25 protein-coding genes and 4 tRNA genes are annotated in these 23,241 nt (G+C 57.2%); 21 read left to right on the top strand and 8 right to left on the bottom strand.

Annotated elements, in window-relative coordinates; translation table 11 throughout:
- The first annotated feature begins 6 nt into the window (after nucleotides 1-6).
- From accD to AC1UK9_RS18405, 14 genes are all read left to right on the top strand, one after another.
- Nucleotides 7-927 (top strand): acetyl-CoA carboxylase, carboxyltransferase subunit beta, encoded by a 921-nt coding sequence (gene accD, locus AC1UK9_RS18470; protein ID WP_482578247.1) that lies wholly within the window; start codon nucleotides 7-9, stop codon nucleotides 925-927.
- Complete coding sequence (folC, locus tag AC1UK9_RS18465; RefSeq protein WP_482578246.1) at nucleotides 924-2,231, top strand: bifunctional tetrahydrofolate synthase/dihydrofolate synthase; 1,308 nt, start codon at nucleotides 924-926, stop codon at nucleotides 2,229-2,231. The genes accD and folC overlap by 4 nt, the downstream gene beginning before the upstream one ends.
- Entirely contained in the window at nucleotides 2,215-2,868 is a 654-nt protein-coding gene (locus tag AC1UK9_RS18460) for an SPOR domain-containing protein (protein WP_482578245.1), read from the top strand. The genes folC and AC1UK9_RS18460 overlap by 17 nt, the downstream gene beginning before the upstream one ends.
- A 98-nt stretch (nucleotides 2,869-2,966) precedes the next feature.
- Entirely contained in the window at nucleotides 2,967-3,527 is a 561-nt protein-coding gene (locus AC1UK9_RS18455; protein ID WP_007961197.1) for a CvpA family protein, read from the top strand.
- A gap of 41 nt (nucleotides 3,528-3,568) precedes the next feature.
- Entirely contained in the window at nucleotides 3,569-5,074 is a 1,506-nt protein-coding gene (gene purF / locus AC1UK9_RS18450; RefSeq protein ID WP_007956466.1) for an amidophosphoribosyltransferase, read from the top strand.
- Between the two features lie 80 nt (nucleotides 5,075-5,154).
- Nucleotides 5,155-6,366, top strand: a complete 1,212-nt coding sequence (locus AC1UK9_RS18445) for an O-succinylhomoserine sulfhydrylase (RefSeq protein ID WP_025111193.1) — start codon at nucleotides 5,155-5,157, stop codon at nucleotides 6,364-6,366.
- The gene (locus tag AC1UK9_RS18440) at nucleotides 6,363-7,139 is read left to right on the top strand and encodes an SDR family oxidoreductase (RefSeq protein WP_482578244.1); all 777 of its coding nucleotides are present in this window, start codon (nucleotides 6,363-6,365) and stop codon (nucleotides 7,137-7,139) included. Before AC1UK9_RS18445 ends, AC1UK9_RS18440 begins: the two co-directional genes overlap by 4 nt.
- 217 nt (nucleotides 7,140-7,356) lie before the next feature.
- A tRNA-Val gene (locus AC1UK9_RS18435) sits at nucleotides 7,357-7,432 on the top strand.
- A gap of 55 nt (nucleotides 7,433-7,487) precedes the next feature.
- A tRNA-Asp gene (locus AC1UK9_RS18430) sits at nucleotides 7,488-7,564 on the top strand.
- Nucleotides 7,565-7,657: 93 nt separating this feature from the next.
- Nucleotides 7,658-7,734, top strand: a tRNA-Asp gene (locus tag AC1UK9_RS18425).
- Nucleotides 7,735-8,242: 508 nt separating this feature from the next.
- A complete protein-coding gene (locus AC1UK9_RS18420; protein WP_482578243.1) occupies nucleotides 8,243-11,074 on the top strand; it encodes a xanthine dehydrogenase family protein molybdopterin-binding subunit in 2,832 nt (943 codons plus the stop codon).
- Complete coding sequence (locus tag AC1UK9_RS18415; protein ID WP_025111196.1) at nucleotides 11,067-11,606, top strand: (2Fe-2S)-binding protein; 540 nt, start codon at nucleotides 11,067-11,069, stop codon at nucleotides 11,604-11,606. Before AC1UK9_RS18420 ends, AC1UK9_RS18415 begins: the two co-directional genes overlap by 8 nt.
- 2 nt (nucleotides 11,607-11,608) lie before the next feature.
- Nucleotides 11,609-12,844, top strand: a complete 1,236-nt coding sequence (locus tag AC1UK9_RS18410) for a cytochrome c (protein ID WP_025111197.1) — start codon at nucleotides 11,609-11,611, stop codon at nucleotides 12,842-12,844.
- A gap of 1 nt (nucleotide 12,845) precedes the next feature.
- Nucleotides 12,846-13,817, top strand: a complete 972-nt coding sequence (locus AC1UK9_RS18405) for an XdhC family protein (RefSeq protein ID WP_482578242.1) — start codon at nucleotides 12,846-12,848, stop codon at nucleotides 13,815-13,817.
- Between the two features lie 65 nt (nucleotides 13,818-13,882).
- On the opposite strand, the gene AC1UK9_RS18400 is transcribed toward AC1UK9_RS18405, so the two are convergent.
- Nucleotides 13,883-15,166 (bottom strand): NAD(P)/FAD-dependent oxidoreductase, encoded by a 1,284-nt coding sequence (locus tag AC1UK9_RS18400; RefSeq protein WP_482578241.1) that lies wholly within the window; start codon nucleotides 15,164-15,166, stop codon nucleotides 13,883-13,885.
- Nucleotides 15,167-15,350: 184 nt separating this feature from the next.
- On the opposite strand from AC1UK9_RS18400, the gene AC1UK9_RS18395 reads away from it, so the two are divergent.
- Nucleotides 15,351-15,427, top strand: a tRNA-Val gene (locus AC1UK9_RS18395).
- Between the two features lie 224 nt (nucleotides 15,428-15,651).
- On the opposite strand, the gene AC1UK9_RS18390 is transcribed toward AC1UK9_RS18395, so the two are convergent.
- A complete protein-coding gene (locus AC1UK9_RS18390) occupies nucleotides 15,652-15,876 on the bottom strand; it encodes a hypothetical protein (protein ID WP_008028259.1) in 225 nt (74 codons plus the stop codon).
- A 561-nt stretch (nucleotides 15,877-16,437) separates the two neighbouring features.
- Here AC1UK9_RS18390 and AC1UK9_RS18385 point away from each other — a divergent pair.
- Both AC1UK9_RS18385 and AC1UK9_RS18380 read left to right on the top strand, forming a co-directional pair.
- Nucleotides 16,438-16,692 (top strand): hypothetical protein, encoded by a 255-nt coding sequence (locus tag AC1UK9_RS18385; RefSeq protein ID WP_482578240.1) that lies wholly within the window; start codon nucleotides 16,438-16,440, stop codon nucleotides 16,690-16,692.
- A 2-nt stretch (nucleotides 16,693-16,694) separates the two neighbouring features.
- Nucleotides 16,695-17,012 carry a hypothetical protein gene (locus AC1UK9_RS18380; RefSeq protein WP_482578239.1) on the top strand — a complete coding sequence of 106 codons (318 nt, stop codon included), beginning with the start codon at nucleotides 16,695-16,697 and terminating at the stop codon, nucleotides 17,010-17,012.
- 118 nt (nucleotides 17,013-17,130) lie between these two features.
- On the opposite strand, the gene AC1UK9_RS18375 is transcribed toward AC1UK9_RS18380, so the two are convergent.
- Nucleotides 17,131-17,805 (bottom strand): hypothetical protein, encoded by a 675-nt coding sequence (locus AC1UK9_RS18375; RefSeq protein WP_482578238.1) that lies wholly within the window; start codon nucleotides 17,803-17,805, stop codon nucleotides 17,131-17,133.
- 209 nt (nucleotides 17,806-18,014) lie between these two features.
- Here AC1UK9_RS18375 and AC1UK9_RS18370 point away from each other — a divergent pair, with 209 nt between their 5' ends.
- Nucleotides 18,015-18,659, top strand: coding sequence for a hypothetical protein (locus tag AC1UK9_RS18370; RefSeq protein WP_306958378.1), 645 nt, complete (start codon nucleotides 18,015-18,017; stop codon nucleotides 18,657-18,659).
- 175 nt (nucleotides 18,660-18,834) lie between these two features.
- A complete protein-coding gene (locus AC1UK9_RS18365; protein WP_482578237.1) occupies nucleotides 18,835-19,089 on the top strand; it encodes a hypothetical protein in 255 nt (84 codons plus the stop codon).
- Between the two features lie 400 nt (nucleotides 19,090-19,489).
- Here AC1UK9_RS18365 and AC1UK9_RS18360 read toward each other — a convergent pair whose 3' ends face one another.
- The 3 genes from AC1UK9_RS18360 to AC1UK9_RS18350 form a co-directional block, all read right to left on the bottom strand.
- Nucleotides 19,490-20,116 carry a recombinase family protein gene (locus AC1UK9_RS18360; RefSeq protein WP_482578236.1) on the bottom strand — a complete coding sequence of 209 codons (627 nt, stop codon included), beginning with the start codon at nucleotides 20,114-20,116 and terminating at the stop codon, nucleotides 19,490-19,492.
- Nucleotides 20,117-20,251: 135 nt separating this feature from the next.
- Nucleotides 20,252-20,467, bottom strand: a complete 216-nt coding sequence (locus tag AC1UK9_RS18355; RefSeq protein WP_482578235.1) for a hypothetical protein — start codon at nucleotides 20,465-20,467, stop codon at nucleotides 20,252-20,254.
- 32 nt (nucleotides 20,468-20,499) lie between these two features.
- Entirely contained in the window at nucleotides 20,500-20,721 is a 222-nt protein-coding gene (locus tag AC1UK9_RS18350) for a helix-turn-helix domain-containing protein (protein ID WP_482578234.1), read from the bottom strand.
- A gap of 112 nt (nucleotides 20,722-20,833) precedes the next feature.
- Here AC1UK9_RS18350 and AC1UK9_RS18345 point away from each other — a divergent pair, with 112 nt between their 5' ends.
- Together AC1UK9_RS18345 and AC1UK9_RS18340 are read left to right on the top strand one after the other, a co-directional pair.
- Nucleotides 20,834-21,142 (top strand): hypothetical protein, encoded by a 309-nt coding sequence (locus AC1UK9_RS18345; RefSeq protein WP_482578233.1) that lies wholly within the window; start codon nucleotides 20,834-20,836, stop codon nucleotides 21,140-21,142.
- A gap of 30 nt (nucleotides 21,143-21,172) precedes the next feature.
- Entirely contained in the window at nucleotides 21,173-21,589 is a 417-nt protein-coding gene (locus AC1UK9_RS18340) for a hypothetical protein (protein ID WP_482578232.1), read from the top strand.
- Nucleotides 21,590-22,206: 617 nt separating this feature from the next.
- On the opposite strand, the gene AC1UK9_RS18335 is transcribed toward AC1UK9_RS18340, so the two are convergent.
- Both AC1UK9_RS18335 and AC1UK9_RS18330 read right to left on the bottom strand, forming a co-directional pair.
- Complete coding sequence (locus AC1UK9_RS18335) at nucleotides 22,207-22,671, bottom strand: hypothetical protein (protein ID WP_482578231.1); 465 nt, start codon at nucleotides 22,669-22,671, stop codon at nucleotides 22,207-22,209.
- Nucleotides 22,672-22,724: 53 nt separating this feature from the next.
- Nucleotides 22,725-23,108 (bottom strand): hypothetical protein, encoded by a 384-nt coding sequence (locus AC1UK9_RS18330; RefSeq protein ID WP_482578230.1) that lies wholly within the window; start codon nucleotides 23,106-23,108, stop codon nucleotides 22,725-22,727.
- Between the last annotated feature and the right edge of the window lie 133 nt (nucleotides 23,109-23,241).

Here is a 23,241-nt window from a genome sequence, read left to right as displayed (position 1 = left end):
GAAAGCATGAGCAACTGGTTAGTAGACAAACTGATCCCTTCGATCATGCGTTCGGAGGTCAAGAAGAGCTCGGTGCCTGAAGGTCTGTGGCACAAATGCCCGTCCTGCGAGGCTGTGCTGTATCGCCCTGAGCTGGAAAAGACCCTGGACGTTTGCCCCAAGTGCAACCACCACATGCGCATCGGCGCACGTGCGCGCATCGACATATTCCTCGATGCCGAAGGCCGCAACGAACTGGGTGCCGATCTGGAGCCGGTTGACCGTCTGAAATTCCGCGACGGCAAGAAGTACAAGGACCGTCTGGTCGCAGCACAGAAGCAGACCGGCGAAAAAGACGCGCTGATTTCCGTCAGCGGCACCCTGCTGGGCATGCCGGTAGTGGTTTCGGCATTCGAATTCAGCTTCATGGGTGGTTCCATGGGCGCCATCGTCGGTGAGCGCTTCGTGCGCGCCGCCAACTTCGCTCTGGAAAACCGTTGCCCGATGATCTGCTTCGCCGCTTCCGGTGGTGCGCGGATGCAGGAAGCACTGATCTCGCTGATGCAGATGGCCAAGACGTCCGCGGTGCTGGCGCGTCTGCGTGAAGAAGGCATTCCGTTCATCTCGGTACTGACCGACCCTGTCTACGGCGGCGTTTCCGCCAGTCTGGCGATGCTTGGCGACGTGATCGTCGGTGAGCCGAAAGCACTGATCGGCTTCGCCGGTCCGCGTGTGATCGAGCAGACCGTGCGGGAAAAACTGCCGGAAGGCTTCCAGCGCAGTGAATTCCTGCTGGAGCACGGCGCAATCGACCTGATCATCGATCGTCGTGAGCTGCGTCCACGCCTGGGCAATCTGCTGGCGCAAATGACCGGTCAGCCGACACCGACCTACATTGCCGCTCCAGTCGAGCCAATCGTCGTTCCACCGGTGCCTGCCAACGTATGACCGAGCGTACCCTTGGCGAGTGGCTCGCCTACCTTGAGCAGTTGCATCCATCGGCCATCGACATGGGGCTGGAGCGTTCGCAACAGGTAGCGTCCCGCATGGGGCTGGGCCAGCCGGCGCCTCGGGTGATTACGGTCACCGGCACCAACGGCAAGGGTTCGACCTGCGCCTTCGTGGCTTCATTGCTGCGAGCGCAGGGCCTGAGCGTTGGTGTCTACAATTCTCCGCACCTGCTGCGCTATAACGAGCGGGTGCAGCTCAATGGCGTCGAAGCCACTGATGCACAGCTGTGCGAAGCCTTCGCTGCGGTCGAGACCGGGCGCGGCGAGACCTCCCTGACTTACTTCGAAATGGGCACCCTGGCGGCGTTCTGGCTGTTTCAGCAGGCCGGGCTCGATGCGGTGGTGCTGGAAGTCGGTCTGGGCGGACGCCTGGATACGGTCAACGTGGTGGATGCCGATATCGCGCTGGTCACCAGCATTGGTGTCGACCATGCCGAATACCTGGGTGATACCCGTGAATCCGTGGCTTTCGAGAAGGCCGGGATTTTCCGCCAGGGCAAGCCTGCCTTGTGCGGCGATCTGAATCCTCCGCAGCCTTTGCTCGACAAGGCGCGTGAACTGGCGTGTCCGTTTTTCCTGCGTGGGCGTGATTTCGATCTCGGCATCACCGACCAGCATTGGCAATGGCGCGGTACTGATGCACAGGGCCAGCAGGTCGAACTGCATGATGTGCCGCTGCTGGATCTGCCGATGGAGAACGCCGCGCTGGCATTGCAGGCGTATCTGCTGCTCGATTTGCCGTGGAATGCGCCGCAGATCATCGCGGCCTTGCAGGCGACCCGCGTGGTCGGGCGTCTGGATCGTCGTTCATTCCAGTTCAATGGCAAGCGCCTGAACCTGCTGCTGGATGTGGGGCATAACCCGCACGCGGCGGAGTATCTGAAGCGACGTCTGGCCAGTCGGCCGCCGGTGGGCAAGCGCCTGGCGGTATTCGGCTTGCTCGCAGACAAGGATCTGGATGGTGTTGTCGGCGAATTGAATGCTAGTGTCCAGCATTGGGCCGTCGCGCCGCTGGATTCGCCGCGTTCGCGTCCGGTCAGTGAGTTGCACGCCGGGTTGCAGAACCTTGGCGCATCCGTCACGTCCTATGACAGTGTCGCGGCCGCGCTGGAAGGGCAGTGCGCAGTGGCCACCAGTGACGACGAGATTCTGTTGTTCGGATCATTTTATTGTGTCGCCGAGGCCCTTGAATGGCTGGCCCGGCGCTCCACGGAGGAAGCGGCAAATGGCTTTGCTGGATAAAGCGTACAAGCAGCGCATGGTTGGTGCGCTGGTGCTGGTGGCGCTGGCGGTGATTTTCCTGCCGATGCTGTTTTCCCGTCAGGACGAACAGCGCCAGGTGACGGTCGAGGCGCCCGCCGCGCCGCAAGCACCTGCTGTGCCACAAGTGCAGCTGGAGCCGGTCGCTGTGCCTGAACCGCAAACGCTGCCGCAAGAACCGGTGCCGAGCGATGACGAAGTGGCCGAGCAATCGGCGCCGTCGGCGCCGATTGCACCGGCGCCAGCGCCAGTGGCCAAACCGGTTGCTCCAGCACCGGCGCCGGCGCCGGCGGCCAAGCCGACAGCGGCGCCAGCGCAGCCGATTGCTGCGGCCCCGGCCAAGCCTGATACCACGCAAAGCCGTGTCGATGCCAACGGTCTGTCGGTCAGCTGGTCGGTGCAACTGGCCAGCCTGTCGAGCCGCGAGGGTGCGGAGTCTCTGCAGAAAACCCTGCGCAGTCAGGGTTACAACGCCTATATCCGCTCTGCCGATGGCAAGAATCGGGTATTTGTCGGCCCGTTGATCGAGCGTGCCGAGGCGGATCGTCTGCGTGATGTTTTGAGTCGTCAGCAGAACCTCAAGGGTTTTGTCGTGCGTTTCCAGCCTGAGCGCGGCTAAAAACTATCACCCGGATTGAAATGCACTGACAATCGCAGCTTACCGACAGCGGTGCGCTCTGCTAAAATGCGCCGCCTTATCCGTCTGTAGGCTGCACTGTGCCATTTACCCTGGTTGACTGGGCGATCGTTGCAATCATCGCCATCTCCGCTTTGATCAGTTTGAGCCGCGGCTTCGTCAAGGAAGCATTATCGCTGGTGACCTGGATCATCGCAGGAGCCGTTGCCTGGATGTTCGGTGGCTCACTGTCCGAGTACCTCGCCGGATACATCGAAACCCCATCGGCTCGCGTGATCGCGGGCTGTGCCATCATGTTTGTCGCCACACTGATCGTGGGCGCAATGATCAATTATCTTATCGGCGAGTTGGTTCGCGTTACCGGATTGTCCGGCACCGACCGATTCCTGGGCATGGCCTTTGGCGCAGCGCGTGGCGTGTTGCTGGTGGTCGTGGCAGTCGGGCTGTTGAGCCTGGGGCCGGTACAGCAGGACGGGTGGTGGAAAGAATCACAGCTCGTGCCAAAGTTTCTATTGGTCGCTGACTGGTCCAAAAACCTGATTCTCGGGTGGAGCAGTCAGTGGCTTGCCAGCGGAATCAGCGTACCCGCTGATATTCCGTTCAAGGAGCAGCTCTTGCCGTCGGCCAAAACGCCACAGTGAGTGTTGCTCAGTTCAGATCCATTAAGTAGGGGTTGCGTCGCATGTGTGGCATCGTCGGTATCGTCGGTAAGTCGAACGTCAATCAGGCGCTGTATGACGCGCTAACCGTGCTCCAGCACCGCGGCCAGGACGCTGCCGGTATCGTGACCAGCCATGATGGCCGGTTGTTCTTGCGCAAGGACAATGGTCTGGTGCGTGACGTGTTCCAGCAGCGTCACATGCAGCGTCTGGTCGGCCACATGGGTATCGGCCACGTCCGTTACCCGACCGCCGGCAGCTCGACGTCGGCCGAAGCCCAGCCGTTTTACGTCAACTCGCCTTACGGCATCACCCTGGCGCACAACGGTAACCTGACCAACGTTGAACAGTTGGCCAAAGAGATCTATGAATCCGACCTGCGCCACGTCAACACCAGTTCCGACTCGGAAGTGCTGCTGAACGTGTTCGCTCACGAACTGGCCCAGCGCGGCAAGCTGCAGCCGACCGAAGAAGACGTATTTGCCGCCGTGACCGACGTGCACAACCGTTGCGTTGGCGGTTACGCGGTGGTGGCGATGGTCACCGGTTACGGCATCGTCGGTTTCCGTGACCCGCACGGCATTCGTCCTATCGTGTTCGGTCAGCGTCACACCGACGAAGGCGTCGAGTACATGATCGCGTCCGAAAGCGTTTCGCTGGATGTGCTCGGTTTCACCCTGATTCGCGATCTGGCCCCGGGCGAAGCGGTCTACATCACCGAAGACGGCAAGCTGCATACCCGTCAGTGCGCGACCAACCCGTCCCTGACCCCGTGCATCTTCGAACACGTTTACCTGGCGCGTCCGGACTCGATCATCGACGGTGTGTCGGTGTACAAGGCTCGTCTGCGCATGGGCGAGAAGCTCGCCGAGAAGATCCTGCGCGAGCGTCCGGAGCACGACATCGACGTGGTCATCCCGATTCCGGACACCAGCCGTACCGCTGCGCTGGAGCTGGCGAACCACCTGGGCGTGAAATTCCGCGAAGGTTTCGTCAAGAACCGTTACATCGGTCGTACCTTCATCATGCCGGGCCAGGCCGCGCGCAAGAAGTCGGTGCGTCAGAAGCTCAACGCCATCGAGCTGGAATTCCGCGGCAAGAACGTGATGCTGGTCGATGACTCGATCGTGCGCGGCACCACTTGCAAGCAGATCATCCAGATGGCTCGCGAAGCTGGCGCGAAAAACGTCTACTTCTGCTCGGCGGCTCCGGCAGTGCGCTTCCCGAACGTTTACGGGATCGACATGCCGAGCGCGCACGAGCTGATCGCACACAATCGTTCGACTCAGGACGTGGCGGATCTGATCGGCGCTGACTGGCTGATCTATCAGGACCTGCCTGACTTGATCGAAGCGGTCGGTGGCGGCAAGATCAAGATTGAGAACTTCGATTGCGCGGTGTTCGACGGCAAGTACGTCACCGGCGACGTCGACGAGGCCTACCTGAACAAGATCGAGCAGGCACGCAATGATGCCTCCAAGGTCAAGACCCAGGCGGTCAGTGCGATCATCGATCTGTACAACAACTGAGTTTCTACCGGCCCTGAGGGGCCGGTTTTGTATCTGGCAAAAGACTTTTACTTATTCAGAACAGGGCAAGGAGTGACAGCATGAGTCAGGAATGGGATGCCGGTCGGCTGGACAGCGACCTTGAAGGCGTAGCGTTCGATACCCTGGCCGTACGTGCCGGTCAGCACCGTACGCCGGAAGGCGAACACGGTGATCCGATGTTCTTCACCTCCAGCTACGTGTTCCGTACTGCGGCCGACGCGGCGGCGCGGTTTGCCGGGGAAGTGCCGGGCAACGTTTACTCGCGTTACACCAACCCGACCGTGCGCGCGTTCGAAGAGCGCATTGCCGCACTGGAAGGCGCCGAGCAAGCCGTTGCCACCGCCACTGGCATGGCCGCGATCATGGCGGTGGTGATGAGCCTTTGCAGCGCCGGCGATCACGTGCTGGTGTCGCGCAGTGTGTTCGGTTCGACCATCAGCCTGTTCGAGAAATACTTCAAGCGTTTCGGCGTGGAAGTCGATTACGTGCCGCTTGCCGATCTGTCGGCGTGGGATGCGGCAATCAAGCCGAACACCAAGCTGCTGTTCGTCGAGTCGCCGTCCAACCCGCTGGCTGAATTGGTGGACATCTCTGCGCTGGCAGAAATCGCTCACGCCAAAGGCGCGATGCTGGTGGTCGACAACTGCTTCTGCACGCCTGCGCTGCAGCAGCCGCTGAAAATGGGTGCGGACATCGTCGTGCACTCGGCGACCAAGTTCATCGACGGTCAGGGCCGTTGCATGGGTGGCGTGGTGGCCGGGCGCAGCGAGCAGATGAAAGAAATTGTCGGTTTCCTGCGTACCGCCGGCCCGACCCTGAGCCCGTTCAACGCGTGGATCTTCCTCAAGGGGCTGGAAACCCTCAACCTGCGGATGAAGGCGCACTGCGCCAACGCCCAGCAACTGGCTGAATGGCTGGAGCAGCAGGACGGTATCGAGAAAGTCCATTACGCCGGTCTCAAGAGCCATCCGCAGCACGAACTGGCCCAGCGTCAGCAGAAGGGCTTCGGTGCTGTGGTGAGTTTTGAGGTCAAGGGCGGCAAAGAGGGCGCCTGGCGCTTTATCGACGCCACCCGGTTGATTTCGATCACTGCCAACCTCGGTGACAGCAAAACCACCATTACCCACCCGAGCACCACCTCCCACGGCCGTCTGGCGCCACAGGAGCGTGAGGCGGCGGGCATTCGTGACAGCCTGATCCGCATTGCGGTCGGTCTGGAAGATGTGGCGGATCTGCAGGCCGATCTGGCGCGCGGTCTGGCGGCGTTGTGATCGAGTTGTCTACGCCGGTGGCAGGCACTCATGGCCGCGTTGCGTTGGTCACCGGTGCTGCGCGCGGCATCGGTCTGGGTATCGCGGCGTGGCTGATCAGCGAAGGCTGGCAAGTGGTGCTGACGGATCTGGATCGCGCGCGCGGTTCGAAAGTGGCGAAGGTGCTGGGCGAAAATGCCTGGTTCATCGCCATGGACGTCGCGGATGAAGGCCAGGTCGCGCTCGGCGTCGCTGAAGTGCTTGGGCAGTTTGGTCGTCTGGATGCACTGGTGTGCAACGCGGCAGTGGCCGATCCGCACAACATCACCCTGGAAAGTCTCGATCTGGCGTACTGGAATCGGGTGTTGGCGGTAAACCTCAGTGGGCCAATGTTGCTGGCCAAGCACTGTGCGCCGTATCTGCGCGCGCACAACGGTTCGATCGTCAACCTGGCCTCGACCCGTGCACGGCAATCGGAGGCTGATTCCGAGGCATATGCGGCGAGCAAGGGCGGCCTGTTGGCGCTGACGCATGCGCTGGCTATCAGTCTTGGGCCGGAGATTCGCGTTAATGCGGTCAGTCCGGGCTGGATCGATGCGCGGGATCCTTCTGTGCGTCGAGCCGAGCCTTTGGCCGATGCCGATCATGCTCAGCACCCAGCGGGCAGGGTAGGGACGGTCGAGGACGTCGCAGCGATGGTTGCGTGGTTGCTGTCGAGGAATGCCGGGTTTGTCACCGGGCAGGAGTTTGTCGTCGATGGCGGCATGACCAAGAAGATGATTTACAGCGAATAAACCGCATAAGTATTCGGGCTTCTGCGCTGAATATGCCGCCGTCTTCGCGAGCAAGCCCGCTCCCACATTTGGAATGCATCCCCCTGTGGGAGCGGGCTTGCTCGCGAAGGCGGTCTTGCAGGATAGAAACAATTTCGTCTTTTTCAGAAAAACTTCAATCCTGCTATTGACTTAGGTTCGCTACCTGCGTAAATTTCGCGGCCTCGGAGATGCAAACGGGTGATTAGCTCAGCTGGGAGAGCGTCTGCCTTACAAGCAGAATGTCGGCGGTTCGATCCCGTCATCACCCACCACTCCCGAGAGACTTGCGAAAGCAAGAGCGTAGGCTGAAAGTGCCTGCACCGACGCGCAGCGGTAGTTCAGTCGGTTAGAATACCGGCCTGTCACGCCGGGGGTCGCGGGTTCGAGTCCCGTCCGCTGCGCCATATTTTACGAGTCAGGCCTTGCCTGGTTCGCGATTGAAATGCACCGAAGCTTTCAATCAAACGAGTTACTTGAGCGCAAGCTCAAAGCGATACGCAGCGGTAGTTCAGTCGGTTAGAATACCGGCCTGTCACGCCGGGGGTCGCGGGTTCGAGTCCCGTCCGCTGCGCCATATCTGTTTCAAGGACCACTGAACGCCTTGAAGCACCGAAAACAGCCTCTGGTTGATTCGGATCCGATAGCAAAGACCCTGGTCGAAAGACCGGGGTTTTTTGTGTCTGAAATTTGGCTATTCCTCCTTATTTATCTTGTTCCCTTCTGATCGTCGATGCTGCGTTTGGCGCATATCCCTGTGGCAGCGGGCTTGCTCGCGAAAGCGTTCTTTCAGTCAATGCAAGTGTTGAATGTTCCGACGCCTTCGCGAGCAAGCCCGCTCCCACAGGGGTGGCGGTAGGTTCAGGAATCTGCTGCGGTACCACGTCGCATTGATTTTTTGATTCTTTAGTCAAATTTTTGTAACTGGTTGTTTGCTGCGAGCCCAGAAACCTTTAAAGTTAACCTTTCGGTCAGCTTTGCACTGTCATCACGCCCTTTGTTTAGCCAAGAAGGGCTTCTGCAAGACTCGAGATTCCCAGTAGATAACCAGAAGGGCGGACACATAACCGCCCAGAGGATGATCCATGTCCAACCGTGATATATCCCGGCGCTCGTTCCTCCAGGGCGGGCTGGTGGCGGGTGTGAGCGTCACGCTCGCGCCGCTCAGCAGTCAGGCGCTGGCTGCCTTGATGGAAAACAGCGTCACCGTGCCGTCCGAGAAGTGGCTCGGCAACAACGGCAAGGCGCGCCAACGTAACGATGCATTGTCCAAGGTCTGCGGCAGCAAAGTCTTTGCCCGCGACATTCGCTCCAAGGACATGCCGGGCTGGCCTGAACAACAGGGTCACGCCATGCTGCTCAAAACCATCAAGGCCGACCGTATCTATGACGGTTACGACCTGTCGTGGCTCGGTGCCGAGCTGCAGCCCGACCGCATCGTCACCGCTGCCGATCTGGACAAGGACGGTATCGTTTTCCCGGAAGAGCACGCACCGGATCCATTGCTGCCCGAAGGCAAAGTGCCGATGTTCATCGGTCATCCGGTAGCGATCCTGATCTGGAACGATTTCGAGCGTTTCCGCCAGGCCAAGAACAAGCTCAAATTCAATGACAAGGCGATTCGTTACGGTGCACAAGTGCCGTACTACGAAGGCGACCCCTATGGCAGCTTCCGTTACGTGCGCGTGGGTGGCCCGACCTCGGCCGACGAAGACGAATTCGCCAGCCTCAAGGATTCGATCCTGTTCCCGATGCTGAAAAACCGTCGCCCGGTGTGGAATTCCCAGCCGAAACTGCACGGCAACCTGACTGAGCGTGGTCTGTTCTACGCCGACCGCATGAAGAAAGAGATCGATACGCCGCCGGACAACTGGCTGGTGTTCGACGAACGTTACAAGACCCCGTCGATTGAACCTGCCGCGATGGAGCCGGACAACGGCAACGGCTGGTACGACCCAGCAACCAAAACCCTGCACTTCGTCGTGGCCACCCAGTGCCCATTGGAAGCTGCGACCGAGACCGCGAAAATGATCGCGCCGTCGCGCTTTGGCCTGGCCAACCTGAACATGCATCCGGGTTACACCGTGGGTTACGGTTCCAAAGACCACAACATCTTCGTCTACTACGCCGCCCTTGCGGCGCTGTACGGCGCCGGTGTACCGATCCGTTTGGCCAACGACCGCTACGAGCAGTTCCAGAGCGGCATCAAGCGTCACCCGTTCGACATCCGCTACCAGTTGGCGGTGGACAAGAACGACTACAGCTTCAAGATTTTCCGCGCAGAAATGAGCGTCGACGGCGGTGGTCGTATCAACTACAGCCCGTCGGTGGCAGCAGTGGGTGCCACGGCAGCACAGTCGATCTATTACATGCCGCAGAACGATCTGCAGGTCACCGCTTACCACTCCCGTGGTGTTGAGGCGGGTTCGATGCGCGGCTACGGCACGCTGCAAAGCATGGCCTCGACCGAAATGATGGTCGACGAAATTGCCAATCGACTCGGTGTCGACGCGATTGATCTGCGCCGCAAGAACGCCTTGCGTTCGGGCATGAAAAACACCCAGGGCGCGATTCCGGCCGGTGCCCTGCGCCTGCACGAGATTCTCGACAAGGCCTCGGTGCACGAAGTCTGGAAAAATCGTGACGCGATCAAGAAACAGCGCGAAGCGGCAGATCCGGACAACTGGTACGGCGTCGGTTTCGCCATTTGCCAGAAAGACTTCGGTACCGGTTCGGAAGCGCCGATGGCCAGCATCGAATTCACCGCTGAAGGTCGCATTACCCTGCGCCACATCGGTATCGAGATCGGCACCGGCATGTCCACTTCGCAAGCGCTGGTGGTGGCTGATTTCCTCGGCAGCCCGGCGCATGACGTGAAGACTGGCGAAACCGAATGGAAGGAGATGCAACTGATCACCAGCGGCAACCCTTACATCATGAGCCAGGCCGAACAGGACAACCTGCTGCGCAACCCGCGCTGGGTCGGCAAGCTGGCCTCGGCGTCGTCCGCGACCAACTCGGCTTACTACTTCAGTCACGCTACCCGTGAAGCAGCACGCGTGCTGTTCAACAACGGTCTGTGGCCGGCGGCCATGGAAATCTGGCGTCAGGGCCCTTACGGCGGTCAAGCCAACCCTTACGTCGTGCGTCGCGAAGATGCGCATTGGGTCGATGGCAAACTCACTGCCAACGGCATGCAGCCGTTGACCTTTGAAGAGCTGGCCAAGCGTGCTCACGAGCGTGGTCTGGTAACCGGCGCCACTGTTCACGCGTTCAACCGCTGGAGCTGGGCCGAGGCCGAATACAGCATTGACGGTGTGCGCGAGCGTCTGCCGCTCGACGGTCTGGCGGTGAAGTACGGCGATGGCGCGCCGAAGGCGAAGAAAGCGCTGATGAACACGGCGGGCTTCCATCTGCTGGATCGCCAGAACATCAACTACCCGGTTGTCCAGCTGAACAATGCAGCTGTGACTTACTACAGCCCGGTGGCGACGCTGGTAGAGCTGAAGGTCAACAAAGGTTCGGCGGAAGTCGAAGTGCTCAACCACCATTCGTGGGTCGAGTGCGGCCGGGTGTTGGTCGAAGAACTGGTCAAGGGCCAGCTCGAAGGCGGGATCGCCATGGGTATCGGTCACGCGCTGATGGAAGAGATGCCGCTGTACGAAGGCGGGCCGGGGGAGGGTGACTGGAACTTCAACCGTTATCGCCTGCCGATGGCCCGCCACGTGGCGGTGTGGAAGCAGACCGCGGAGATTCTGCCGCCGCTGTCGCCAAGCGATCCATCCAAAGGCATCGCCGAAGTGGTGATGATCCCGGTGGTCGGTGCCATCGGTAACGCCGTGGCGCACGCCATCGGTAAACGTGTTCGCGATCTGCCAATCACTGCTGCGCGCATCAAGGAGGCCCTCAATGGCTAACCGTCCGCTTCAACTGACCCTCAATGGTCAATCCGTCGGCCCGGTGGACATCCCTGATGACCTGCCGATGATCGACTACCTGCACGAATACAAGAACCTCACCGGTTCGCGCCTGGGCTGCGGCCAGGGCATCTGCCACGCCTGCGTGGTGATCGTCGACAACCCGGACGGCACCAGCGAAGAAGTGCGTACCTGCATCACCGGCGCGCATTACTTCGAAGGCAAGAAAGTGCGCACCATCGAAGCTCACGCCAAGCGTGACGAGCAGGGTCAGGTCACTGAGCTGAACCCGATCCAGCAACGCTTCGTCGACGAATTCGCCTTCCAGTGCAGCTACTGCGCACCGGGCTTCGTCAACGCCGCGACGGTGCTAGTGGAGAAGCTGCAGCGCCAGCCGATCGCCAAGAGCAAACTGGAACAGGTCATTGAGGACAGCCTCGGTCATCACGTCTGCCGTTGCACCGGGTACGTGCGTTACTACAACGCCACCCGCAACGTGCTGACCGATCTCGGCCTGGTCAAGGAGGGTTGAGCATGAAGCATCTACTGACCCGCCTGACCCTGGCGGTCGGGCTGGCTGCGCCGGTGTTGTTTGCCCACGCCGACGATCAGGTCAAGCGCGGCGAATACCTCGCCCGCGCGGCCGACTGCATGGCGTGCCACACCGCGCCGGGCGGCGCGCCGTTTGCTGGCGGGCTGCCGATCGTCTCACCGTTCGGCACGATCTACGGCACCAACATCACGCCGAGCAAAGAGCACGGCATCGGCCTGTACAGCGATGATGAATTCTTCGCTGCGCTGACCGAGGGCAAGCGTCGCGACGGCGCTAATCTGTACCCGGCGATGCCGTACACCTCGTATCACCTGGTGCCGCGTGAAGATTCCGACGCGATCCACGCGTACCTGAAAACCATCGAGCCGATCGAGCGCGCCGCGCCTGTCACCAGCCTGAGCTTTCCGTTCAACGTGCGTCTGGGCCTGATGGGCTGGAACATGATGTATGGCAAAGCCCTGAAACTGGAGTCGGCCGAAGGTAAAAGTGAATCCTGGAAGCGCGGCCAATACATGGTCGAGGTGCTCGGTCATTGCGGCGAATGCCACACGCCACGCGGCCTGCCGGGCGCGATGCAGCTGGACAAGCGCCTGACTGGCGGCATCCTCAACGGTTATCTCGCGCCAAGCCTGCTCGCCACCGATCTGGCGGCGCGCGGCTGGAATCAGCAGGACTTGAGTACGTTCCTCAAGCACGGCATGAGTGCTCAGGGCACGATGTTCAACGAGATGTTCCCGGTATTCCACAACAGCACCCAGGGCCTGAACGATCAGGATCTGGCAGCGATGGCGACGTTCCTGCTCGGCGACAAACCACCAGCAGCCAAAGAACTCGTCGAGGTGCCGGTGGACAAGCTCAGTCCGAGCGCCCAGCGCGGCCGTCAGGAATATTTGAACGTCTGCGCCGGTTGCCATGCGGCCGGTGGTGAAGGCAAGCCGCACATCGCCGTGGCCATGCGTGGCAATACCACGCTGCGTCTGGAGGATCCGCGCAACCTGGTGCGGGTGATCGAGGATGGTATCGGCGAGCAGAAATTCGCCGGGTTCGAACACATGCAGCCGATGCCGGGTTTTGCCGACAAGCTCAGCGCTGAACAACTGACCGATCTGCTGAACTACCTGCGTCAAGGCTGGGGTGGTCAATCGGCAGAGCTGGCGGTCAGCGATGTGCAGAAACTGCAGGCTGAAGTCCCGGCCATCGAGCACAAGGCGCACTGACATGCAGCATCTCGATCTGCAAGTGGTACGGCGGGCGCTGGAGTGGTCGGTGGCGGGGCAGCGCATCTGGCTCTGCACCGTGCTGACCACCTACGGCTCGGCGCCGCGTGCGCCGGGTTCACTGTTGGCAGTGAACGATGGTGGGCAGTGGATCGGGTCGCTGTCCGGTGGCTGCGTCGAGGAAGACTTTCTCGAGCGCGTGGCGCAAGGCGCGTTTCTCGATGCGGTCAACGTGGTGCGTTACGGCGAAGGGGATGATCCGCGCTCGCGGGTCAGCCTGCCCTGTGGCGGCATTCTCGACGTACTGGTAGAGAAATTTGACGCCGACTGCGAGGTGCAGGCGCATCTGCGTGAGCTCGAATCGGCGTTGCTCGGACAGCGTCGTCTGATTCGCGAAGTCGATCTGGCCAGTGGTGCGCGCAGTCTGTTCGCTGATCGCGAGCAGGGTGTGCGCATCGAGCGTGAGAACGACCGGGTGCGTATTCGCATGGGAGCCGCTCAGCGTTTGTTGCTGGCCGGATACTCCAGCGTGGCACAGGCGTGCGCCGAATTTGCGGTTGGTCTGGGCTTTGAAGTGATTCTCTGCGACCCGCGTGATGAAGTGCTTGAGGGCGTGGTGTTGAATGGTGTGGAGATTCGCCGGCAACTGCCGTCGGTGTTCATTGCCGACGGTGGCTGTCACCGCGATACCGCGGTGGTGGCGTTGACCCACGATCCGCGTATCGATGACCTGGCGATGATGGAAGCGGTGCGCACCGAAGCGTTTTACATCGGTGTCATGGGCTCGCAGCAAACCTCGCAGAAACGCTTCGAGCGCTTGCGCAGGATCGGTGGGCTGGGCGAGGTCGAGCTGGCGCGGATTCATGCGCCGATCGGCTTGAACCTGGGCAGCAAGACACCGGCGGAGATCGCCTTGGCAGTGCTCGCTGACATCTTGCGGATCCGTAGCGGGATTGCTCGGGATCAGCTCTGAAACAAGCTGGTAGCGTACTTTTTGTGGCGAGGGGATAAATCCCCTCGCCACATGTGTTTCTGCAGTCAGAATCCGAATTTGTCGCGCAACCCGTAATACCACGCGCCCAGCGCGGCAAACGGCGTACGCAGCAGCTGCCCTCCCGGGAACGGGTAGTGCGGCAGGTCGGCAAACGCATCAAAACGCTCAGCCTGGCCGCGCAATGCTTCGGCCAGCACCTTGCCGGCCAGGTGCGTGTAGGTCACGCCGTGGCCGCTGCAGCCCTGCGAGTAATAGATGTTGTCGCCCAGGCGGCCAACCTGCGGCAGGCGCGACAGGGTCAGCAGGAAGTTGCCCGTCCACGCGTAGTCGATCTTCACATCCTTCAGTTGCGGGAAAGCCTTGAGCATTTTCGGGCGGATGATCGCTTCGATGTTCGCCGGATCGCGCGCGCCATAAACCACTCCGCCGCCGAAGATCAGGCGCTTGTCGCCCGTCAGGCGGTAGTAGTCGAGCAGGTAATTGCAGTCTTCGACGCAGTAATCCTGTGGCAGCAATGATCTCGCCAGTTCTTCGCCCAGTGGTTCCGTGGTGATCACCTGCGTGCCGCACGGCATGGACTTGGCTGCCAGTTCCGGCACCAGATTGCCGAGGTAGGCGTTGCCGGCGACGATGATGAACTTGGCCCTGACCTTGCCCTGTGGCGTGTGCACCACCGGGTTGGCGCCGCGCTCGATGCGTATGGCCGGCGATTGCTCGTAGATCGTACCGCCGAGGGATTCCACGGCGGCGGCCTCACCCAGCGCCAGGTTCAGCGGGTGGATGTGGCCGCCGCTCATGTCGAGCATGCCGCCGACGTACTGATCGCAGGCCACCACTTCGCGAATGCGGCGCTCGTCCAGCAACTCCAGTTGCGTATGGCCGAAGCGTTCCCACAGGCGCTTCTGCGATTCCAGGTGGCCCATCTGCCTGACGGAGAGGGCGGCGAACACGCCGCCGTCCTTCAGGTCGCACTGGATGTTGTACTTGGCGACGCGCTCACGAATGATCCGTCCGCCCTCGAATGCCATCTGCCCGAGCAATTGCGCCTGCTTGGGTCCGACAGTGCGTTCAATGACGTCGATGTCGCGGCTATAGCTGTTGACGATCTGCCCGCCATTACGCCCAGACGCCCCGAAACCGACCCTGGCCGCTTCCAGCACCGTCACGCGAAAACCGTTCTCCAGCAGAAACAGCGCCGAGGACAGCCCGGTATACCCGGCGCCAATCACACAGACATCCGTCTCCACATCATCCTGCAAGGCTGGACGTGGCGGTACGGCATTGGCCGACGCAGCGTAATAAGACTCTGGGTAAGGGGTGTTCGCCATCCTGCAGCCTCTGTTTAATATATTTTACGAGTGCGCCGATGCTACCCGAGTTGAAAAACCTCCGCCAGCCACCGAAAAAATCTTCTTCACTGGGCCGAAATTAAATATTTTGCATATTCATAGGGTTAGGTGAAAAAAAGGTGTTGACACCCCTCCGGAATTCCGTAGAATGCCGCCTCACAGCAGGCACGTAGCTCAGTTGGTTAGAGCACCACCTTGACATGGTGGGGGTCGTTGGTTCGAGTCCAATCGCGCCTACCAAACAAAATCCGCTCTGCTGGGCGGTCTGGAAGGGCCCACCGAAAGGTGGGCCCTTTTTTGTTGTCTTGGATTTCTTCAGAACGTTCACAAATTATAGGGTTCGTTCACACTGGGCAATGTGAACGCCGATATCAGTTCGTTTTCGGGTGGGATTCTGCTTTGGGGTGGTGGTGGTGGTGGTGGTGGTGGTGGTGGTGGTGGTGGTGGGGTGTTGAAAGTAGTAATCAGCCCTGCGACTGCTTGATGGCAATATCTCGGATGGTTTGGATATTCTGATGGATTGCTGAAAGTACAAACCACACTCCAGAGCCTAGGCAGCCTACGGCGAAGCCAATCAGGGCGCCGATGTACTCGTAGTTGCCCTTCATTGCGAAATACCCCACAACCGTTGCAACGATGATTCCTGCCCAGGCGAAGAAATTCACTACGGTAATCACGATGTCTTTCATTGTCTTTGCTTCCTGCGTGGTTAGAGTCGGGTCACTTTGCCATCATCAGGGTGAGCGGTAAACGGTGGTTCTAAAAGGGTCTTGGCTCGCAACATACAGCGGAATTTTGAGATAGGGTTCGCGCCCTTAAAAATCCGAATGACTGTTTTCAATCGCTGAAAATCAGTGAAAAACGGTGCGCTCCAACTAGGTCACGGCCTACACGCTCGTTCCATCTCTCACACACAATTTACGCACAGGTTTATCCACAGGTAGTACGTTGCAACACCCTGTGAAACGCATTATCTTGTATCTCGGTGGCGAAAAAACCCTACATGTAGGGGTTTGCCGTTAGCTGCTGACCTCGAGCGAGGTACTTAGAAAAGTCTGCGAATGGTCGTGCTTCGGTCTCCACAACTTAGAACACAACCATCCGCACCAACTAAAGCTAAACAGTAGCGATTACGTTAGCCCTAGGGGGACTGCATTGAGCCAAACATTGACGTGATCGTCAACGGTTCTCTGCTGGCCGGTAATCCTTGGGGCTGACAAATCTATCCTTTGCTACAAAGGTAAAACGTCATGCCTAGTAATAAAAAGCAGTCCTCATCGAAGTCGGCCAAACTGGCCTCTGAAACCCTCCGCGATCCGCATGCCTCTAAAATTGCCAAAAGTCTCGCTGCCTCCACGTTGGCCCAAGCCAACACTGGAAAGCAAACGAGTGCTGAGATGGAAACGGTTGCGGGCAAGGTTCTCCAGAGCAACAAATATAGCGAGGAAACGAAAGCCCTCGCTGCGTCTGTTATCTCCCAATCCAACCAAGAGCGGGGGAATTAATCATGCCTTACCACGCGGTTGTAACGGTCGATTTGGATAACGGCGTCAGCTCAACAGCTCGCACGAAATTCAATGAGGAGCTGAAGAAAAAGAACTTCAGCAAACACAAACTCACGACTCTCTGGACAGCGGTCTTTACGCCAGCGACAACGAGGGAGGGCGCAGTCAAGTACGCCCGCGACAGCATTGATGCTGCGGCTGCATTGGCAGGGATTTCCACCTACGAAGCCTTCGTGTCAATCAGCGAGGCGCCACCAGTCGAGTGGAAGAAAAGCGCGACAAACCCTCTGTTAGAGGGGCTATTGCGGTTCCAGAAGTAAAAAGCTTTAGGCCCCACCTCGGTGGGGTTTTTCACATCTGGCCATCTGGTTTTTAGCTATTGATGATTTTGACGCAGCTTTTCTATGGCTGTGGTGATGGCGTTTGCAATGGCTGCGACTAGGTCAGCACGTGTTCATTCAACGCCTGCCCTAGCTCCAGAATCCGACGATACACGTTATACGTTTCTTCAAGCAGATCGTGTCCCCAGCAGCGTGGGAACTCCGTCTCAGGTTCTTTCAAACTGAATGTATACGAAAATTTTTCTACCCGCAGTCCGCTCACGCCTTCTTCAAACGACACGCTTGGTTTGCTCTCCAACAGACGACGGTGCTTAGAGATGTTGCTAAACGCTGCAAGGTAGCGAAACCAGTGAGATGAGTTCAGCTCCAACATACCTTGCTTCAACGCTGATTCTGGTAGCTTGTCGGCAACCTTGCCAAAAGTGGAGTCACGCTCAGGTAGAGGCTTTGGCATGGCCAGCGTATTGGCGAGCTGGGCGAAAATGTCAGCGTAGTTTCGCACGGTGTGGATGGTCGCAATTATGTTGGCCTCTTGAACGAGAGCTGCCCTGTTGAAATCAGGCTCAAAGCTCATCATGGCAACGAACATTTTGTCGGTGCTGCCATCAGGTTCCTTGAACTCTGCAAATGCGTCCCTCGCAAGATGGACGTGATAATGAACTATGAATGCTGAGCGGCTAAGGGCCTTTGGTAGGTTGGCGGTTTGGGTGTCTTCAGGCCGGGTCGTCTCAATCCACTCCTGAAGTTGTTTCAGCTTCCATGTAGTTTTCATGCACCAGCTCCATTCTGCGAAGCGTGAAGCGTATCACTGGTTGAAGTGATCACGCTGCCTCAGGTGAAAATCCCACCCCCCGCAAAGCGTCTTATTACTGCCAAGGCTTTATGCCTCGACTTCCTGCCTGAAGCCGTCAAAGTAACAGGTTGCATTAAAGGCGAATTGCCACTACTTTTGAGGTCTGATTTCTACCCAAGGACGATGCTATGAAGTCGAGAAACCTGTACACAATTCATGATGTGATTATCAGAAACTACACAGTCACTGCGATGCCGTCGGGCAAGTTTCTGCACCAGTTCAATCCGCTCACTACCGACACCCTGTACCAATTCGAGACCAACAGCAGCAATGCGGAGTTGGTGAATGGAGACCGCTATAACATTGGCTTCATTACAGATGCTGGTGGTAGAAACGTTATTGAACCGTCTGCACTGGGAAAGGCTGACACTGCCAACAAGCTACTTAGCTATTCGGCGGCAAAACATTTCTCGGTAGACAAACTGGCTGAGAATAAAGGCAAGAACGATGATCGTGTAAGGCACCGAGCAACAGACGGTTATTACTGGGGGCGGAAGTATGCGTGGCGCCGTTTCGGGTTGGTGATCGCGAAGAGTGCGTTCTATCAATACCTTGAAGAGATTGCCCACCCTTTCGTTCCGTGCAAGACCGTCAACGATGATGTAGGCATACATTCGAATGAGGAGTCGATAGCTTTTAAGGAAGAAGGTCTGGAAGAGGCTATGGATCAACTGATTGAGACCGCTGTGCGGGTTGGGCGGTACTTCAAATCACCTCTCTACAGCAAGAAATTTCAAGTTCGTCCCGTCAACGCCATTTCTGACAAAAAATAACTTTGCCGGCAAGAACATAGGGCTGCGACTCCACTTTTTAGCGGTTTCCTGCCCTTATGACGATTTTTGTTCGGGATAGAGCGAATCACAAATATTTTCTGGCGAGCATTCTCGCCTAAATGGGGGTCCGGTTTCATTGGACCACTACACATCTTGACCACCACCGAGAAACCCCATGCTGGACTACAAATTCAAACTCTCGCCGTTTCAGAACATGTATTTGTCGGAGGAAGAAAAAGAGGCGAGGTTTAACGCCTGTTTAGAAGATGCTAAGAATGGCTTTGAAACTGCTACTGTAACGCTTGATGACGATATTCTGAGCATCTCTGTAAACAGTAAAGATCAGCTGTCTGAAGATGAATGTCTGAAGAGGTTTAAGGATATTCTCATCAATGGCAGTCTGTCGCTATCTGCTAAACCGCTTTTCTAAACCTGAAGCACTCCATCGCACGACGTAGTAACAGCCTCCATTATTGGGGGCTTTATTTTATCTACTCCATATACCATTTGTGAGCTTCAGCTAGAGGCTGTAGGGACGTTTCTAGCTGAAAACTACCCCCGCCGCCAGAGCGGAAGTGCTCGCTGAAGCTTCGCCTAGAACATACTGGCAAAAATAATGGATGGGGAGGTGGTTTTGCTAGTGCTATCAAGTGGCGAATAGCGGCCTCAGTCTGAGCCGCCCAAAGGGAACCAAAAATAAGTTGGTCCCGCGCTACCCCAATCATAACGATGCCTGAGGGCGAGCCTCAGGCGGCTTGTAGTGTTCGCGTTGAACCGTTGCGACGTAATAGGTGCGGATGTCACACGATGTCCCAGGAGCAGAAACGAAATCAGGCTGTCTCTGTTTCTCGCTTTATCCGGTAAACGGTAGCAACGCCACAGTCAGCCAGCTTGGCAAGCTGATCAGCAGACATGGTTGGATGCTTCCGCATCAGCGCCTGTACCTCAGCCCACTTGGCAGCGTTCCTGCCTTTGCCTGTTGGCTTCCATTGAGGATCAGCAGCCTTCTTGTTTTCCAGCCCTTGTTTGATGCGTTCCACACGTTTCTCTTGATCCAGTCTTGCCATGGTTGCCATCAGATCAATCAACATGTTGTTGATCACATCCATGATTTGCCCAGTGATCCCCTTGGCTTCAACCAGCATATGACTGGTGGGCAGATCAGCCACAACCAAACGAAGTCCTTTGGCCTTGATCGTGCCCTTTAGAGTGTCCCAGTCAGCTTGTGAGAGGCGGCTCAGGCGGTCTACAGACTCAACCAATAGCACGTCCCCACTTTCGGCAGTACCCAGCAGAGCATGCAACTCAGGACGGTTGAGCTTCGTGCCACTGATGTTTTCTGCATACACGCCAACGATGTTCAAACCCTTCTCTACAGCGAACGACTCAAGGACGACCTTTGCACGATTGGCATCTTGGTCTTTGGTCGAGGCTCGGAGGTAAAGGTGGGCATTCATGGGGTTTCTATCCTTTGTCATTCGTTTTGATAGCTAAATGATAATCCTATCATATAGCTTTCCACAATAGTCTATTGATAGTTATTTCCTGTCAGCTCTCGGACTACCGGATAGGTCTACTCCTTTGATAGCGACTTATTGCCGGAGCTTAAGAATTCCAGCGGTGATGGCTGAAGCGTTCGCATCGAGAGTCTGCAATGCGGAGACGGCGTTCTCATGGACTTCATTTGATCCATTGGCCCTAACCCACAGGTCTACTTCTTCGATTGCAGCAGCTAAGGCGTGCTGGTTGTGAAGGAGGAGGGTTAGAACGTCCGCTGTGCCTATATGGGCTTCTGTGTTGTCTGGCACGGCTCATTCCTTGAATTTGTGTGTAGAAGCCGTCAGAGACCTTCTAGCAGTTCTGACAAGGTTATTCCCAGTCCATCAGCAAGCACCTTGGCGGCATCTAGGCTTGGGTTGGCTGTGCCCGTCTCTATTCGTGACATGTACGTTCGAACGAACCCGCACTTATCAGCGAAAGCCTCCTGACTGAAGCCTTGGCTGTTGCGTAGCTCTCGAATGCGTTGGCCGAAGCCCTTTCTCAGATTCTGATTTGGTTGCATCCCCGAATGATGGTCGGATGTGCTCCAACCGTGAACACACTGAGTGATGACACACCAAATGATACATTGGTATCCTCGCTGCTCACCCAGCTAGCACCTAACAGGGATGCCCATGAACGAAAAACTGTTTGTACTCACCAACCAGAAGAAGACGACAAATCACATCCTGCACGTGATTCTGACGGTGCTGACAGGAGGTCTATGGCTGCTGGTGTGGGGGATAACCATGCGCAGCAATGACGCCCACAACAAGAGAATCGACAAGCAGATTAATCAGATCATGCTTTACAAAGCACAGGGGCTGAGTGACACCGATACGTACCAGCAGATCAAGAAAGACGAACTAAACTACGACGTACTTCAGGGTCGAGTGATATTCGTGATTCTGGTTGTCGTGTTCCTCTACTTCTACCTCCGATAATCCAGCACCTTCGAAAGGACACATGACTCAATGAAAAAACTGATTCTTTCAGCAGCCCTGCTTGCACTCTGCACCCCCAGTTTTGCAAGGGGACTATCCGAAGAAGAAAACGACATCTCGAAATGCGTTGGCTTCCTTGCCTCACAAAAGTATATAAACGCAAAGATGATGGATAGCTCTAGCGATATCGCTGGAGTCAAGATGAAAGCAGTTGCTGCGAAGAACAAGTACCCTTCAACCACGCTAAGGATAATGACAGACACCTCAAGCAACACCGCCAGCATATTAGCCAACTACTTCACGACAGCTGTTAAGAACAATGACAAAGAGAAGATCAATGACCTTTATCGGCGAGGTATTGCCACCTGCAAGAAGTCGGGACTAACCATCAACCAAACAAACGACAAATTCACTGTCGCAGTGGATGATATTGATGATGCACTATAACTACACAGCACCAATTGAACACTCTTCGTAAATTGACCAGCTTTACAGATGACGTGTGTTAGCCAAACGGAGCGTGAAGGGATACTACCTCTTGGCTCCGCCAGTGTTCTCGCAAAAAAGCATGATCGTCTTTCAAAGCTGGGATGTTCATTATTGTTGATTGTTGAATTCTCGCACCTTACAGGGAGAACAGCTCTGAACGGACGTTCAGAAGGGATAATCTCCGGGCTATGCCCAAGCTGAGCACCTCATGTGGAAATCCATATCAACCAACATAACAACCATTGCCTTAAGGGTTGACGCTCTTGTGAGGCTTACCAATCGACAAGCCTGTTTGTCGGAGTTAACACGACAGGATGGCCTGTCAGTAGTAATCTCTTCTTGGTTTTTTTGGTGTTGTTTGTTTTGTTTGTTGGGGTAACATTTCAAGTGGATCAGCTTTGAACTGACGTTCGAATGGTATCAAGCTCAGTCGTACCGACTGGGTGGTATTCCTTCAAGGGGCTAGTAATCCTTTACATTGTGTCCAGCAGTAATTTACTTCGTGTATCACCCCCACCACCCCACACCCTTAATATTGTACGTGCGGGTGGGGTGAAATTGGGTGGACTCAATAATCAGTAACCAAGGTTGGCCGGCGTGTTCTCTACCTCGGCGTAGTAACTGGGATGCAGCCACCCCCTGTCCTCAATAAAATCAAGAAAGGGGCTATCGACCGTCGGTTCAGGCTGATCCTCTTTCTTGCGTGGCTCCACCTCCGATAACTCCTCATCCGGAGTACGACTCAGGCCATTGGCCTGCTGTTCTGCACGTTCGATCAGGCTCCTAACCGGCTCAGGGCTGAACTCAGGAATCGCAAGCTTGAGAATGTGCAGTCTTGCCGCCGCGACCTGTTTAGCCACCTCGACTTGATGCAGATTGGCTTCCTGCTCTGTCGGCGTACCTTCTTCCGTCACGAACTCCACTCCGCAGGCAGCCATGTAATCATCAACGGCCTCCCGAACACGTTCGGCAAGGTTGATAGAACACTGTTGGATGTGGCGATTAGAGTCTTTAGGATGCTCGGTATTGAACCAATCCATGGGGAATACGGCCAAGTCGCCTCTTTCATCAGCAAGCTCCCGAATCCGCTTTCTTACCCTGTAGATTTGGTCGTCAGTGTAGAGGCCATCGTACTTGCCGGTAGCGGTGTTCCACTTTGAGCCATGACACGAAACAGGATGTCCCGTAGCTGATAATCCTTGAGGCCATAGCGGCCTGTCGCCAGCGGGTAACATTGTTTCACTGCGCGATCAAAGGGCGTAAGAGCTGGCTGCTGGTCGGCCTGCACTTCAATCCCCTTGGTCAGACGGCGTACATGGGACTCTCCGACGCCGAGCGCCAACATAATCTTACGGCGACCGAATCCCTTCCGATGCAGTGCGACAATCTGGTCATCGATTGTGAGTGCTGGGGCGTCTTGGTTGGCAGCAATGGTGCCGGGGGTGAGGTGTAAAACGAAGGGCGTAGCAGATTGCATGGGGTTCTCCTGTAGTCAGTTCGATATGTGGGTCACTTCCTTCGGCGTCATCGCCGGGCTGGTGTTGGTCGCCGTTATTGGCGAGGTGGGGATATTACTCTCAGATTGCCATCACGTCAACCGAAACATGTTG

This window comes from Pseudomonas sp. AK-TSAG1-1 (assembly GCF_056821665.1).
This window is presented reverse-complemented; position numbering and strand designations above follow the sequence as displayed.

Excerpts from the sequence above, each read along its gene's own strand:
- accD (WP_482578247.1), top strand. The coding sequence starts at position 7 with ATGAGCAACTGGTTAGTAGACAAACTGATCCCTTCGATCATGCGTTCG.
- folC (WP_482578246.1), top strand. The coding sequence starts at position 924 with ATGACCGAGCGTACCCTTGGCGAGTGGCTCGCCTACCTTGAGCAGTTG.
- AC1UK9_RS18460 (WP_482578245.1), top strand. The coding sequence starts at position 2,215 with ATGGCTTTGCTGGATAAAGCGTACAAGCAGCGCATGGTTGGTGCGCTG.
- purF (WP_007956466.1), top strand. The coding sequence starts at position 3,569 with ATGTGTGGCATCGTCGGTATCGTCGGTAAGTCGAACGTCAATCAGGCG.
- AC1UK9_RS18445 (WP_025111193.1), top strand. The coding sequence starts at position 5,155 with ATGAGTCAGGAATGGGATGCCGGTCGGCTGGACAGCGACCTTGAAGGC.
- AC1UK9_RS18420 (WP_482578243.1), top strand. The coding sequence starts at position 8,243 with ATGTCCAACCGTGATATATCCCGGCGCTCGTTCCTCCAGGGCGGGCTG.
- AC1UK9_RS18415 (WP_025111196.1), top strand. The coding sequence starts at position 11,067 with ATGGCTAACCGTCCGCTTCAACTGACCCTCAATGGTCAATCCGTCGGC.
- AC1UK9_RS18410 (WP_025111197.1), top strand. The coding sequence starts at position 11,609 with ATGAAGCATCTACTGACCCGCCTGACCCTGGCGGTCGGGCTGGCTGCG.
- AC1UK9_RS18405 (WP_482578242.1), top strand. The coding sequence starts at position 12,846 with ATGCAGCATCTCGATCTGCAAGTGGTACGGCGGGCGCTGGAGTGGTCG.
- AC1UK9_RS18400 (WP_482578241.1), bottom strand. The coding sequence starts at position 15,166 with ATGGCGAACACCCCTTACCCAGAGTCTTATTACGCTGCGTCGGCCAAT.
- AC1UK9_RS18390 (WP_008028259.1), bottom strand. The coding sequence starts at position 15,876 with ATGAAAGACATCGTGATTACCGTAGTGAATTTCTTCGCCTGGGCAGGA.
- AC1UK9_RS18385 (WP_482578240.1), top strand. The coding sequence starts at position 16,438 with ATGCCTAGTAATAAAAAGCAGTCCTCATCGAAGTCGGCCAAACTGGCC.
- AC1UK9_RS18380 (WP_482578239.1), top strand. The coding sequence starts at position 16,695 with ATGCCTTACCACGCGGTTGTAACGGTCGATTTGGATAACGGCGTCAGC.
- AC1UK9_RS18375 (WP_482578238.1), bottom strand. The coding sequence starts at position 17,805 with ATGAAAACTACATGGAAGCTGAAACAACTTCAGGAGTGGATTGAGACG.
- AC1UK9_RS18370 (WP_306958378.1), top strand. The coding sequence starts at position 18,015 with ATGAAGTCGAGAAACCTGTACACAATTCATGATGTGATTATCAGAAAC.
- AC1UK9_RS18365 (WP_482578237.1), top strand. The coding sequence starts at position 18,835 with ATGCTGGACTACAAATTCAAACTCTCGCCGTTTCAGAACATGTATTTG.
- AC1UK9_RS18360 (WP_482578236.1), bottom strand. The coding sequence starts at position 20,116 with ATGAATGCCCACCTTTACCTCCGAGCCTCGACCAAAGACCAAGATGCC.
- AC1UK9_RS18350 (WP_482578234.1), bottom strand. The coding sequence starts at position 20,721 with ATGCAACCAAATCAGAATCTGAGAAAGGGCTTCGGCCAACGCATTCGA.
- AC1UK9_RS18345 (WP_482578233.1), top strand. The coding sequence starts at position 20,834 with ATGAACGAAAAACTGTTTGTACTCACCAACCAGAAGAAGACGACAAAT.
- AC1UK9_RS18340 (WP_482578232.1), top strand. The coding sequence starts at position 21,173 with ATGAAAAAACTGATTCTTTCAGCAGCCCTGCTTGCACTCTGCACCCCC.
- AC1UK9_RS18335 (WP_482578231.1), bottom strand. The coding sequence starts at position 22,671 with ATGGATTGGTTCAATACCGAGCATCCTAAAGACTCTAATCGCCACATC.
- AC1UK9_RS18330 (WP_482578230.1), bottom strand. The coding sequence starts at position 23,108 with ATGCAATCTGCTACGCCCTTCGTTTTACACCTCACCCCCGGCACCATT.